Origin of the sequence: Methylocapsa polymorpha, assembly GCF_045689225.1 — a bacterium.
GTDB lineage: Bacteria > Pseudomonadota > Alphaproteobacteria > Rhizobiales > Beijerinckiaceae > Methylocapsa > Methylocapsa polymorpha.
This window is the reverse complement of record NZ_CP136862.1, coordinates 1,282,877-1,296,131: the sequence shown is the minus strand read 5'-3', so window position 1 is coordinate 1,296,131 and position 13,255 is coordinate 1,282,877. Positions and strand designations below refer to the sequence as shown.

The 13,255-nt window shown below is 59.6% G+C and carries 11 protein-coding genes and 1 pseudogene; 11 read left to right on the top strand and 1 reads right to left on the bottom strand.

Features of this window, described 5'->3' with window-relative positions:
- Window positions 1-156 precede the first annotated feature (156 nt).
- The 10 genes from RZS28_RS06100 (at window position 157) to RZS28_RS06055 (ending at window position 11,329) form a co-directional block, all read left to right on the top strand.
- Complete coding sequence (locus RZS28_RS06100) at window positions 157-1,047, top strand: dienelactone hydrolase family protein (RefSeq protein ID WP_407340437.1); 891 nt, start codon at window positions 157-159, stop codon at window positions 1,045-1,047.
- Between the two features lie 77 nt (window positions 1,048-1,124).
- The gene (locus RZS28_RS06095; RefSeq protein ID WP_407340436.1) at window positions 1,125-1,601 is read left to right on the top strand and encodes a rhodanese-like domain-containing protein; all 477 of its coding nucleotides are present in this window, start codon (window positions 1,125-1,127) and stop codon (window positions 1,599-1,601) included.
- Between the two features lie 193 nt (window positions 1,602-1,794).
- Entirely contained in the window at window positions 1,795-2,352 is a 558-nt protein-coding gene (locus RZS28_RS06090; RefSeq protein WP_407340435.1) for a peroxiredoxin, read from the top strand.
- 42 nt (window positions 2,353-2,394) lie between these two features.
- The gene (locus tag RZS28_RS06085) at window positions 2,395-2,889 is read left to right on the top strand and encodes a GlcG/HbpS family heme-binding protein (protein ID WP_407340434.1); all 495 of its coding nucleotides are present in this window, start codon (window positions 2,395-2,397) and stop codon (window positions 2,887-2,889) included.
- A 730-nt stretch (window positions 2,890-3,619) separates the two neighbouring features.
- On the top strand, window positions 3,620-4,426 hold the full coding sequence (locus RZS28_RS06080; protein WP_407340433.1) for an EfeM/EfeO family lipoprotein: 807 nt from the start codon (window positions 3,620-3,622) through the stop codon (window positions 4,424-4,426).
- 53 nt (window positions 4,427-4,479) lie between these two features.
- The gene (locus RZS28_RS06075; protein WP_407340432.1) at window positions 4,480-5,841 is read left to right on the top strand and encodes a cytochrome c peroxidase; all 1,362 of its coding nucleotides are present in this window, start codon (window positions 4,480-4,482) and stop codon (window positions 5,839-5,841) included.
- Window positions 5,842-6,405: 564 nt separating this feature from the next.
- A complete protein-coding gene (locus RZS28_RS06070) occupies window positions 6,406-8,382 on the top strand; it encodes an alkaline phosphatase family protein (protein WP_407340431.1) in 1,977 nt (658 codons plus the stop codon).
- A 149-nt stretch (window positions 8,383-8,531) separates the two neighbouring features.
- The gene (locus RZS28_RS06065) at window positions 8,532-9,191 is read left to right on the top strand and encodes a hypothetical protein (RefSeq protein WP_407340430.1); all 660 of its coding nucleotides are present in this window, start codon (window positions 8,532-8,534) and stop codon (window positions 9,189-9,191) included.
- A gap of 35 nt (window positions 9,192-9,226) precedes the next feature.
- Window positions 9,227-9,778: a hypothetical protein gene (locus RZS28_RS06060; RefSeq protein WP_407340429.1), complete on the top strand. Its 552-nt coding sequence runs from the start codon at window positions 9,227-9,229 to the stop codon at window positions 9,776-9,778.
- A gap of 249 nt (window positions 9,779-10,027) precedes the next feature.
- Window positions 10,028-11,329, top strand: coding sequence for a DUF763 domain-containing protein (locus tag RZS28_RS06055; protein ID WP_407340428.1), 1,302 nt, complete (start codon window positions 10,028-10,030; stop codon window positions 11,327-11,329).
- A 57-nt stretch (window positions 11,330-11,386) separates the two neighbouring features.
- Here the strand turns inward: RZS28_RS06055 and RZS28_RS06050 are convergent, their stop codons facing one another.
- On the bottom strand, window positions 11,387-12,424 hold the full coding sequence (locus RZS28_RS06050; RefSeq protein WP_407340427.1) for a sensor histidine kinase: 1,038 nt from the start codon (window positions 12,422-12,424) through the stop codon (window positions 11,387-11,389).
- A gap of 666 nt (window positions 12,425-13,090) precedes the next feature.
- Here RZS28_RS06050 and RZS28_RS06045 point away from each other — a divergent pair.
- Window positions 13,091-13,253: pseudogene (locus RZS28_RS06045) on the top strand (aspartate-semialdehyde dehydrogenase); the annotation flags it as partial.
- Between the last annotated feature and the right edge of the window lie 2 nt (window positions 13,254-13,255).

The window sequence follows — 13,255 nt, the reverse complement described above, 5'->3', positions numbered from 1 at the left end:
TATGTCCCCATATTCATCCCAACGGCCGCCGCGTTTCTCCCGGGAGCGCGCGATGGGCTCAATCACAGCTTTCCACGTCTCAGACGTTTGGCGCCACGTCGCTGCGAAGGGAGTGTCGTTCCTTCGCCAGAACAAAATTCACAGGGAGACGATGCCGTGACACGCAAGACATCACATGATTTTGATCCGGAGGTTTTGAGGCTTTTCGACCTTTACGTTCATGGCTTGACCAGCCGTAGGGGGTTCCTGGATGGGGTTGCGAAATTTGTGGCCGCCGGCGTCACTGCGGCGGGACTGCTCGAGGCGCTTAGCCCCCGATTCGCCGAAGCCGAGCAAGTCGCAAAGGATGATCCGCGAATTTCCGCGAGCTATGTGGATTATCCGTCCCCGGATGGTTACGGAACCGTGCGCGCCTATGTGGCGAAGCCGGCGCATGTGGACGGAAAGCTTCCGACCGTGCTGGTCGTGCATGAGAATCGTGGCCTCAACCCTCATATCGAAGATATAAGCCGCCGACTTGCGCTCGATCATTTCATCGCGTTCGCCCCCGATGCGCTCACGCCGTTGGGCGGCTACCCCGGCGATGAGGACAAGGCCCGCGACCTTTTCCCAAAACTCGATCAAGCTAAAACGCACAACGATTTTATCGCGGCGAGCCGCGTGTTGAAGAGCCTGTCTGAGGGCAACGGCAAAGTGGGCGTAGTGGGGTTCTGCTATGGCGGTGGCATCGCCAATTTCCTGGCGACCAGGCTTCCCGATCTGGCCGCTGCGGTCCCTTTCTATGGAGCGCAGCCGACGGCCGAGGAAACGGCGAAAATCAAGGCTCCGCTGCTGATCCATTACGCCGGCGCGGACGATCGCATCAATGCCGGGTGGCCTGCCTTCGAAACGGCTTTGAAGGCTAATGGCGTGAAGTACGAGGCGTTCATCTATCCTGGCGTTCAGCACGGATTCAATAACGATACCACCCCGCGCTATGACGAGGCCGCCGCGAAGCTGGCTTGGCAGCGCACCATCGAATTCTTCAACGCTCATTTGTCGAGCTGATACGACGCTGGGAAAGGCCGAAGCCGACGCGGCTAGACCCTCTTCTATGCCCAATTCAAGGAAGGGTTTGAACGATAATGCGCAAACTTCTCACGAGTGTGGCGATCGCCATGGTTCTCGCGTCTCCGCTTGCCTGGGCCGCCGATGCCGCCGCCCAGGCCGCTGCGCCGCCGCCGGCGGCCGCTGAATACAAATATAAAACGCCGCAACTCAAGCGGGCGGAATTGGACGCGCTGCTTGCCAAGCCTGAAGGCTTGCTCGTCATTGACGTTCGTCGGCCCGACGAGTTGACGAATATCGGCGGATTGCCAGTCTATCTCAGCATCCAGGCCAAGGATCTCGAAAACAGTCTGGCCTATATCCCCAAGGATCGGGTGATCGTGACTGTCTCGAACCATGCCGGGCGCGCCGGCGCCGCGGGCGATTTGCTCACGAGCCGGGGCTTCAAGGTGGCAGGGGCCGTTGGGGTCCAGAATTACGAAAACGAAGGCGGCAAGCTGACCAAGATTGCGCCGCCGCCGGCGCCGAACCCCGCCGAAGCGGAGAAGCGCTGACTCCTTGCGGGGCCCAAGGCGTTTATCTTCTGTGGCCGTCCGCGGGCCAGCCTATGAGGGCGCTCGAAGGCGGCGATGGCGAAGGCAGGTTAGGGCGTCCAAGTCGGATCGGCGGAATCCGGCCGACGCCAACACATCTGCATGAAACATGGTTTGGCGTCGCGCCAGATGTTGAGAAAAAAGGGGAAGCGATATGAAGCGCTTGACGATTGGGCTCCTTGTTGTTTTTGGGGGCCTTCTTATGACGCCCGCATGGGCGGGCTTGAAGCCGGGCGACGCCGCCCCTGATTTCACCGCACAGGCGGCGGTTGGCGGGAAGGACTTCACCTTTTCCTTGTCCGACGCCCTGAAACGGGGACCGGTGGTTCTCTACTTCTACCCAAAGTCATTCACCCGCGGCTGCACCATCGAGGCCCATGAGTTCGCCGAGGCGGCCGACAGTTTCGCGCAAGCGGGCGCAACGCTGATCGGCATGTCGAAAGACACGATCGAAACGCAGCGTAAATTCTCGACGGAGGAATGCCGAGACAAGTTCCCGGTCGCCGCTGACCCGGCGGCTTCCGTGATTCGCTCCTATGACGCGGTGCGGATTGCCCCTACCGCGAGCGGAGAGACTGTCTCCGAGCGGATATCCTACGTGATCGCGCCCGAGGGAAAGGTCATCTACTCCTATAGCGATCCGGCGCCTGATAAGCACATCGAGAACACGCTCGCGGTTGTGCGGAAATGGCGCGAAGAACATCAGAACTGAACGCCGGAAAACCGCGCCAACTTGAGAACGGATGAACATGCAATGAAGTCGATCCCATTTACATTCGTCGTCGCTGCGGGCCTTGTCTTCGCCAACGCCCTGCCCGCGAACGCAGAGCTGCTAACCCAAAAAAGCCTTTCGGCGGAACTCGCGCTGACGATCGCGCAGACCGCATACGACGCCTGCGTTAAGCAAGGCTATCACGTCTCGGTTCATGTCGTCGGCAGGGAAGGCCAGCCGCTTGTTTCAATTCGCGGCGATGGCTCGTCGCCGCACACGTTGGAGAATAGCTTGCGCAAGGCCTATACGGCCCGCACCTTCCGCGCGCCTTCCGGCGAATTTGCGCAGCGCGTCAAGGACAATCCCACCACCAGCGCAGTTTTTCTTAATGGCGTGATCGCCGCGCAAGGCGCTTTGCCCATCAAGGTCGGCGACGACGTCATCGGCGCGGTCGGCGTTTCGGGCGCTCCCGGCGGCGACAAGGACGAGGCTTGCTCAAAGGCGGGCATCGATAAGGTCGCGGCCCAACTCCAATGACATTTTGCGGGGGCCATGCGCCGCGCGGCCCCCGCACTAGCCTCTTGGCTCGCGCAGCCATGCTCGACCGTCGACAAAAGCGGGATGGGACGCGAAAATCGGTTAGTCCCTCCCCGCTCCAGGCTCTCGGAAGCGTTCAAATGTCATGGCCTTGGATGAAATCAATCCAAGGCCATTGTTATCTAAGGCGGCAAAGTAGAGCGCGCGCGGTCCGCAAGCGGTAGGAGGACCTAAGGATGCGTGGCTCCGGCATGTCCTCGTAAAGGCGGCTTTGGCCGCGCAGTAACGTGAATTTGATCATCTGGGACGTGGCGCCTCGGAAGCGGCCTTTTGGCGTTGACGGCCAACGCGATCATTTCTCCGCAACGCTGGAGGCGTCGAGAGACGCACAGCCAAGTCGCGCGATCGCGCAACGATCTCTCTGGCCATCGACGAGTCGAGCCGTCAACACTTTCCAGCGAGACGTTTCCGGGTCAATTGCCGCCATCTGCGCGGCGCATTCGCCTTGCTCGCCATCCGCGCGGTAGGCGTCACATAATCGCAAAGATAAAGCTGTAGACGCCACTTCGGTTGGCGTGTCCGTGTCGAGCGCGCGGCGGAACATGTTGGCCGATCAGCTCCCTTCTTTCATTGCCGATTCGAAAGACAAACGGTTTCCTATGAGGGAATCGACATCCGGCAAAGAGGCGCCCCTATGATGTGTTTTTCTTTTGGTGGTAGCGCGATCAGCATGCCAATGGACATGCGATGGCTCTGCTCCGTCCGGCGCTTCGCCATTATCGGATTTGTTGTTGTGGGCGCCGGGGCTGATCGCGCCCACGCGGCCGACTTCGATGAAGTGGTCGAGCGCTATCGAGCGCATATCGTTGAGGACATCGGCCAAGCCTTGGCAGGCGCGCGCGCCTTGCGTGATTGTCTCGCTACGAACGATGTCGAAGGCGCGAAAAAAGCGTGGATGGCGGCGCGCGGCGGCTGGGAGCGCTCTGAGGTCTTCACAAGCGGACTCGTTCCTGAGCTCGACGAGAAGATCGACGCTTGGCCGAAGGCGACGACGGGATTCCACGCAATCGAGGCGAAGCTCTTTGGCGCGGGGCGGACCGATGTCGCCAGCGAGACTGACGCATTGATCGCCGACCTTGCCGAGCTCGACTCGAAGATTCGGGATATGCCCTTGCCGCCGCAGGACCTTTTGAACGGCGCGGCGCGTCTTGCCTATGAAATCGGCGAAAGCAAATCTGACGGCGGGGAATCGCGCGTCAGCGGCACTTCGCTGGACGACATGCGAAACAATGTTTCGGGTATTAGACAAGCCTATCATACAATCTTCGCGGCGGCGCTCGCCGCCAGCGATCCGGCGCTCGCGGCGACCACGGAAAGCGAGATCGAAGCGCTGAATGCGCTGCTCGCGGGGCCGAGCCTGGATGCAATCAATTCCGATAGGCTTCGCAAATCGAGCGAGGAATTCGTGGTTACGCTGGCGAGCGCAGCGCCAAAGATCAATCTTCAAAAGCCCGTGTTGGAGGACCTCAGCAAGTGATTATGCGGCGGCAATCTGCCGGTGCGCGCGCACGGCGCGCAAGGGCGGCGGCGATGGGCGCGTCCTTGGTCCTGGAGCTTGCGCTCGCGACGTCAAATACGCGAGCTTTTCCCGTGAGTGGCGACCAAACGGTGCTGCCGGCCGGAACCGAGCTGAATGAGGACGCGCTCGATCGGCCGCGCGAGATCTTTCGTTCAGAGGCTACAGGCGGCGGCAAATCCTATTTGGTCAAACTCGGAGATCTGGCGTTCAGCTCGCCGACAATCCTAGGCGGCGTCGCGCGGCGGGCAGGGATCAGCTGCAACACCTGCCATGTCAATGGAGCCTCGAACCCGCGACTCTACGTCCCCGGCATGTCAACGCGGCACGGCAATTTCGATACGACCGGCGCGCTGTTCAATCCGAAGGCCGATGATGGCGTTCTAGATCCGGTCCGGACGCCGAGCTTACGCGGCGCGCGCATCCTGGCTCCCTATGGCAATGACGGACGGAGAGCTTCGCTACGCGACTTTGTTCACAATGTTATCGTCAACGAATTCGCCGGTCCTGAACCGTCGGCGGCTATCCTCGACGCCATGGTCGCCTATATTGAGGACATTAATTTTCTGCCCAATCCAAGTCTTGGTCCTGGAGGACGGCTTGTAGCGGAGAGGACTAGCGAGGCCGAACGCCGCGGCGAGGCGCTTTTCTTCAAGCCCTTTCCGCACAATCGCGAGCTCAGTTGCGCCGGATGCCACATGCCATCCGGGGCCTTTGTCGATCATCAGCAACATGACGTAGGCTCTGGGGGCTTATTCAAGACGCCAACATTGTTTAACGCGGATTTCAACGCGCCTTATTTTCACGATGGACGCTTCGATACTTACGATCAGGTGGTGGCCTATTTCGATCAGGCTTTTGACGTTGGCCTTTCAGCCCAGGATCAACGGGATCTGGTTGCGTATCTCAACGCAGTCGGCGATGGCGAGCGGCCCTATGAACGCGATGGAGCTGCCGCCAATATTAAAGAGGTGAACGATTTCGTAAGCGTGCTGGATGTAGCGATACCAGCGCATGACCGAGACATTATCGCGCTGGCCGTGGACACGGTGAGCGCTGAGCTGCGCGAGATGGTCGAGGCTTTTCCAGAGCGCAAGGACACTAGCGTCTCGGGCGGCCGGCAAGAGCGCGGTTTTGCGCGTCTTGCCCTTAAGGAGCTCGTGCTAACTTTGCGCCGAATAGATCTAGCGTCGGCCGCCGGCCGGTTTGACGACGCGGCGGTTGAGTACAGAAATTTTCGTTATCTGATGGTGTCGACCGTGCCGGGCATTCTGATGAAAGCCGAGCCCTGGTCGCTGTTCAACCCGGCTGTCCATGACGCGCATTACGCTGCCTTGCAGCAGACCTTTCAAATTGCTAAGCGCGCGTCGCATTAACCCATCCAACGCAGTTATAAAATTTCAAAGGGCTAGCGGCTAAGCGCGCAGCCGTCGCTCCTTCAATCACAATCGCTTTCCGTGTTGCAGCGTGCAATTGCTTTCGGGGTCTTCCAGGCGAGACGTCAAGCAACAACAGGCGCTCGCCGGGCTGGGGGGGCTGCCGCATTCGACCGCGCGATCTCCTCCGGCGACAGATTCAACAACGCGTCGCTTCGAATTCGCTCCCTCCTGCAATCGCTATAAGCCGTGTGTTGCTAAGGGAGGGCGGCGCGCTCAACGTTCGCCTCAAGTTCATCGCGGCGGGTGGTCGCGAAATTGTGATGTGGATAACCGCCGCTCCTCAATCGACCTTCCTTCAGCGTCGAGCCTCAAACACGCTCACGCTCACGCTCACGCTCTCAGCCATCAAAAGATGTCGGTGGTCCGAGGTTGATCTACCCAGCGTTTCTTCGAACTAAACTAAGGCGAGAAAAGATCAACTTTGAGATACAATTGTCACCTGACCCGCTTAAGTTCCAGCTGCCTTAAAGGAAGGCAAATCTAGACAAGCTGGGGGATAGTATGCATTCCAACATTCATGTGCGCAGAATGTGGCGGTTCACCGCCGCTGTATGCGCTTTTTCGACGTTCGCGTCGGCCACAACCGGCTTCGCCGCCGCCGCTGGCGCGGATGCGGCCGCGAACGTGAAAACCAAGAGCCCGATCAAGCACGTCATCATCCTGATCGGCGAAAATCGCGGTTTTGACCATACGTTCGGCGTCTACAAGCCAAAGGGCAAGGGCCAGACGATCTCGAACATACTTTCCAAAGGCATCGTCACGGCGTCGGGCGCGCCAGGACCGAATTACAGCTTGGCCCAGCAATACTCTGTTGCGGCTCAGACATCCTTCTATATCGGCGCGGATAAGAAGAATAAGACGCCGTACAATAGCTCTTCCAATCTGATGCCCCAGCCCAACACCAATGGGACCCCGTCGGCGCAATCGACGACCGGCGCGCCGTTCACCACCGTCGCCATAGCAAGCATTGAGACTGATGTTGAAAAGGACGACCTCGCTCTGTTGACGACCGGCGCCACGGGTTTGGCGACGGGCGTCTTGGACACGCGCGTGCCCGGCGCCGGGACTTTGGCGGGTCCCTTCCAGCTGCTTGGGCCGAACCTCAGCGACGATGACTACACCGGTGATATGACTCACCGCTTCTATCAGGCCTTCCAGCAGCAGGATTGCAATCTTTCCTATGCGACCAAGGCCAATCCCTCGGGCTGCCTCAACGATCTCTTCCCCTTCGTGATGGCGACCTATTCGGCGTCAAATAAAAGCCAAGGCAATGAAATGGGCTTTTATAACGCTGAGCTGGAACAGGCCTCGCTGCTGAAGACTCTCGCAGATCGGTTCACCATTAGCGATAACTATCATCAACCGGTCCTGGGCGGAACCGCGGTTCAACATGTCGTGATCGGCACGGCCGACGCGATCTACTGGACCGACGGCAATGGCAACGCGACCGTGCCTCCGTCATCGCAGATCGCAAACCCGAATCCGGTCTCTGGGACAGTCAATCGCTATATTGCGGACAATAACTTCAGCAATTGCTCGGACGTGTCCCAGCCTGGCGTCCTGCCGATCGTCACCTACATCAACTCGCTTCCTTACGACGCGGAGCCGAATTGTAAGGCCCGTCACTACTACATGCTCAACAATACGAATCCGGGCTATCTGCCGAACGGCGCGCTCTCCGGTGGAAGCAATCTTCCGCCTTCGTCGGTCAAGACGATTGGCGACGCGTTGATCGAAAAGAAAATCTCGTGGGCTTTTTTCGGCGGAGCCTATAATGACGCCGTCATCCTGTCGAACGCGGCTGTAGCCAAAAATCCGACAAGCCCCAACCTCAGCGCGGCCGCGCTCGCTGATCCGGCGCACGCCCTCGGCACAGCTTATTGCCAGATCTGCAATCCGTTCCAATACGCGACATCGATCATGGCCGATCCAGCGGTTAGAACCGCGCATATTAAAGATACCTCGGACCTGATCGCCGATATCAAGAATAATACACTCCCGTCGGTTTCGTATGGCAAGCCGGACGGTCTCCTCGACGGCCATCCGCAGAGCTCCAAGATCGATCTCTTCGAAGCCTATGTCCAGAACGTCCTCGATGCTCTGGAAGCCAATCCGAAGCTCAAGGCCACGACAGCCGTGTTCGTCACTGTTGACGAGGCTGGCGGGTATTGGGACTCCGGCTACGTTCAGCCGCTGGACTTTTTCGGCGACGGACCGCGCATTCCGCTTCTGATCCTCTCGCCCTATTCGGCGGGCGGCAAGGTCAACCACAGCTATGCGGACCATGCCTCTTTGGTTAAGTTCATCGAGCGTAACTGGGATCTCGATCCGCTCACCACTCGCAGCCGCGACAATCTGCCAAATCCGGTTGCCAAGGCGAGCAATCCCTACGTTCCGACGAATCCTCCGGCCATCGATGACTTGTTCGATGCGTTCGACTTCTCGGACGCGCCCAACAACCAGCCCTATACCGAGTAAGGGCTGACACGCTCGCGCGCCGCTAGCTGCGGCATCAGGCGTGCGAACTGATCAGAATAAGGCAGCGCGGATCATGCCCAAGGGTTTGGCCCGCGCCGCCAATTTGTTCGGACACCAATGCAAAGGTCCGCGCTTTGGCCAAGGATAGGATGATCGCCGCTCTCTTGACGCTCGGCGCGCTCGCATGGCTCTCCCTTTTTGCTCCTGTAGCAAAGGCGAGCCAGTTTTCGGCCGACATCATCAGCACCAAAGCAAATGGAGAGCCTCTGAGTTCGCCGGGTAGGCTATATGTGTCGGGCGACAAGGCGCGCATCGAGACCCCCGCTGTCGCCGGCGGATTCTTTGTCGTGGACGGAACCGTAAACGCCGCTTTTTTTGTGCGGCCCGCAAAAAAAATATTCATGGACGCCAAGCAGTCGAGTCCGCTGACCCAAATTCTCGTTCCTGTCGACCCAGAGGACCCTTGCCGGAAATGGCAGGCGATGGCGGTCAACGCGGGCGCAACCGAAACGGGCGGCGAATGGCGCTGCGATCGCGCCGACCAAGAGACCATTGAGGGACGCAAGGCCATTGCCTATTCCGCCGTTTCGCCGTCGCAAGAGCAGAGCATCGAATGGATCGATCCCGGCCTCAAATTCTTGATCAGAAGCCAAACCAACGGCGGCGTCACAGTCGATCTAAAGAATATTCAGGAGGGCCCACAGCCTGCGAGCCTGTTCGAGATCCCGGCAAATTTTGGCAAATTCGACCCGCGTCAGCTCATCGAAATCATCAAGCGAAGCGACGTGTGGGTCGAGCCAGTCAAGTGAGATTTTGGTGCCGCGTCTTGGCGGCGGTTTTGGGCATGATAGGCATGGATCGGGCCTTTACCCTGGCGGTTGCAGCTTTTGTCGTGGCCCAGACCCTTTGCGCCGAACCGGTCGATGCGCAAGCCGCGAGAGCTGATTCTCCAACTCGCTCCCAAACCGGATCGCTCGATCAGGCGAAAACAGGCGAAGCTGAGCCCAGCGCGGCGTCGCCCGCGGCTCCACCTCCGCCGAATCTGGCGCTATATGGGACCATCGTCTATGACGATGGGAGCCACGCGAGCGCCTTTCTCCGCATTGAGGGATCCAGCAAACTCATGAGCGTCGGCGTCGGCGACGACGTGCTTGGCTGGACAGTCGAGCAAATTGCGGAAAAGCAGATTGTGCTGTCGCGTGACGATCATTCGATCGCCGTCACCCTAAACTACGCGCTGGATACAGGCGAACATCCCGTCGTCGCGGTCGCCGCCCGGCCGAAAAAGGGCCCGCCGCTCGCTGTCCGCCGGCGGGCGCGCCGCGTGTTCGAGGTAAACGCATCGGGCGTTCTGCGCTTGCATATGGCCAAGAAGCCTCCCGGAGAAGACGATTGACAAGTCCGGGCGTGATTCGCTGAAGAGCGCTCCGGCGCTTCCTCTGCGCCGGCGAGCGTAGTCGGAGCCGAGGAGATCCGGATTTTTCCTGGCGCTGGGCTGTCAGCGGCACGCTGGACCATTCCCGCGTCTCCGCGGCGAGCGTCAAGACCGTCCTTGTCACATGTGCGGAGCCATGCCACTCCTTCGGCGATTTAACTTGCGGCAAGGCGATCGCTCGGGCGCCGCAAGCGATTCGAAGGATGGGCAATGGCGCGGAGAGCTGGAAGCGCTGATCTTCCGCTACACGGCGGGCGGGTGCCGAAGTGGCTCGCGGATCGAATGACTCGCCTCGGCGCGGCCATGAGCGAAGCCATTGTCCATCATTATGGACGTGACGAGCTTTTGCGGCGCCTCGCCCATCCCTTCTGGTTTCAGTCCTTTGGGGCCGTGATGGGCATGGACTGGCACTCCTCGGGCGTCACCACGAGCGTGGTCGGGGCGCTGAAGCGAGGCTTGGCGCCGCTCTCGGACGAGCTCGGGATCCATGTCTGCGGCGGCCGCGGGAAGCATTCGCGGCAAACGCCGCAGGAGCTCGTCGCAATCGGCGAGAGAGTGGGATTTGACGGGTCGGCCCTCGCAAATGTCAGCCGGCTTGTCGCCAAGGTGGACAGCGCGGCCGTGCAGGACGGCTTCGATCTTTATCTTCACGGCTTTGTCGTAACCAACGACGGCCAATGGGTCGTCATCCAACAGGGAATGAATGAAGACCGAAAGCAAGCGCGCCGATATCACTGGCTGTCGGAAGGCCTAAAAAGCTTTGTCGAAGAGCCGCACGCCGCCATTGACGGCGTTGGTCAGGGCGAGATCGTCAACCTCACCGATCGCCGCGCCGAAGCGTCCCGCGGCCGTCAGCTTGACCTTTTGCAATCATTGGGTCCGGACGGGATCGCGCGCGAATTGTCGGCGCTTGAGCGCCGAGCCGGAAAGCTCGCCGCGCCGACCGCGCCGGAGCAGCTCTTTCTGCCGCATTTGGTCATGCCGGCCCATCACGACGTCCGCCCAAGCGACGCGCTGTCGCCCCGTCTCCACGCCAACCTCGCCGCAGCGGCGGATCGAGGCCCCGCTGACTTCGCCGAACTGCTTCTCGTTCCCGGCGTGGGCGCGCGGACCGTGCGCGCGCTTGCGATGGTCGCCGAGGTCGTGCATAGCGCGCCCTATCGCTTCACCGACCCGGCGCGCTTCTCCTTTGCGCATGGCGGCAAGGACCGGCATCCCTTTCCTGTGCCGCTTCGGGTCTATGATCAGACCATTCAGGTTCTGAAGTCGGCGGTCCAAAACGCGAAGCTCGGACGTGAGGAGGAGCTGGCCGCGCTCAAGCGGCTAGACGACCGGGCCCGACTCGTCGAGCGCCATGCCTCGGGCGCTTCTGTCGACGACCTGATCGCACAAGAGCGAAAGCTCTCCCATTCTTTTGGCGGCCGGAGCGTTTTCGGATGGGAGGAGCCTCCCAAGGATTGCCCCGACGCCAGAGGCGCCATGCCAAGTCAAGCTCCGACCCGACTGCGATGACGCGCTGCGCGGCGCTACGGCGCCTCACGATCCCATGAGGATGCTCTCGCGATCGGCTCAGGGCGCGCGGCGCCGCCCAGTGGCGGTCAGCGGGAATTCCACCGTTGCGATCACGCCGCTCTCGTGCGGCCGATTGCGAATATCGAAGGCTCCCCCGATGCTCTGAACGAAGGAGTGGACCAAAGCGAGGCCGAGACTTCGCCCCGGACAGAAATCGGGCGGGAGTCCCTTGCCGTCATCTTCGACGATGACGGCCCCACGGTCGAACCCACGACTCTCCATGCGCACCGTCAACGTCATCGGCGCATCGGGCCGAGCGCCATGTTCGACCGCGTTTGAAACGAATTCCTGAACGACGAGCGCTATTGAGGAGATGGTTTGACTGTCTAAAGCTTGAAGGCGTTCGCCATGACATGCGATGGGGATGCCCAGGGCCTTTTCCAGATCGGCGCAAAAAATGTGCAAGAAGGCGTCGAGGTCAATGCGGGATTCAGGATCATGCAAGAGGCGCCGCTGGACGACGCCCATGGCCGTGATGCGATCTGACGCTTCCGTCAAGGCTCTTTGAGCAGCGCGATCTGTCATTTTCCGCCGAGCCAGGATGAGCATGCCGGAGACCAGTTGAAAATTGTTGCTCGTCCGGTGCGCTAACTCGTTGATCAATACTTGACGTTGTTCCGCAAGCGCCGTCGCCCGTTGTCTCTCTATCTGTAAATTGTCAATTGCTCGATCAAGCAGCCGCATGAATTCTATGGTTGCAATCCCAGCGGCGACAAAAAGCGCCAAGTCAGACATTTCGTTTTTCGCCGCATTTGCAAGGCTGAAAGCAGGTGAAATAATGAGATACCAGACCAAGGCTGCATTGAAGGCAAGCCCGCAATATCCCCATTTTGGGCCCGCCAGATAGGCGATGATGATGACAATCGGCAAAAAGCCGACGAATCCCGCTGAATCGATCCAGGGAGCAATAGCTATGCGTAAGGCAGCCGCAAACAGCGAAAGCGCAGCGACAAGTACCAATGAAGCCAAGTCATTTGAAGCGAACCAATTTCTGGTCCGCTCAAACGGTAAGCCGCTGCAGTCTCGACCAGCCATGCTCTAGTCCAAAGCGTCGTGGCTAAGCTCTTGCCCCTGGCAAGAAAGCCACGATTTCTTTGAGGCGTCATCCGCGCCTGGCTCTGAGTACATGGTTGACAATCGAAAGCTGTCGAGAACTTTCTGATTTAGTTAGAAATGCCTAAGTCGTGCTTCGCTTACACTTAGTAAGAGTCTCATTTGCCATAATTGGAGGCGCCGCGAACGGCGCCTAATGTGCCATTGGCTGCTAATAGGTTATTGACAGGCAATGAGATAAATGAGTAAGTTAAGGCTGTCGTGATCGGATCGCGAGGGACGGCCATGTCGGAGACAACCATCAAGGGAAACCGGCTCAACAGAGGCGAAAGGCTTCAGATCATGCTGGACATGGATGAGCTCCAGGCCGTGGAGGACTTTCGCTTTGCTCATCGAATGCCCAGTCGCGCGGCGACGGTGCGGGAGCTTCTTAGACGCGGATTGGCAGCCGAAGGGTTTGTTATCGGAAAGCCGGGGGCAAGTTCCCGGTCGTTCGGCGTGATCGGGGCCTTGCCTAATGGCGAAGATAGTCCTTAACGCCCCTGATCGGGATCAAACAGAAGACGGTTTTGCTTCGTCTAGATTCGTCCGATCTGCTTTAAGAAGGTGCGGGAGATTCTTTGCGAAGCCCCGGCTGTCTCAGATTAGGCGGCGTGCGAGGACGCGACTTATATTTGCCGCATCTACGAGAATTCTAGGGTCTAGAACGGCGGCGGATAATCTGCGCAAGGGCCCGGCGCTGAATGCGGTCCAGCTCGCTGAAGTGCTGATCAATCGCAAGCTGATCACGCCGAAGAAAAGGGCGGAGTGAGA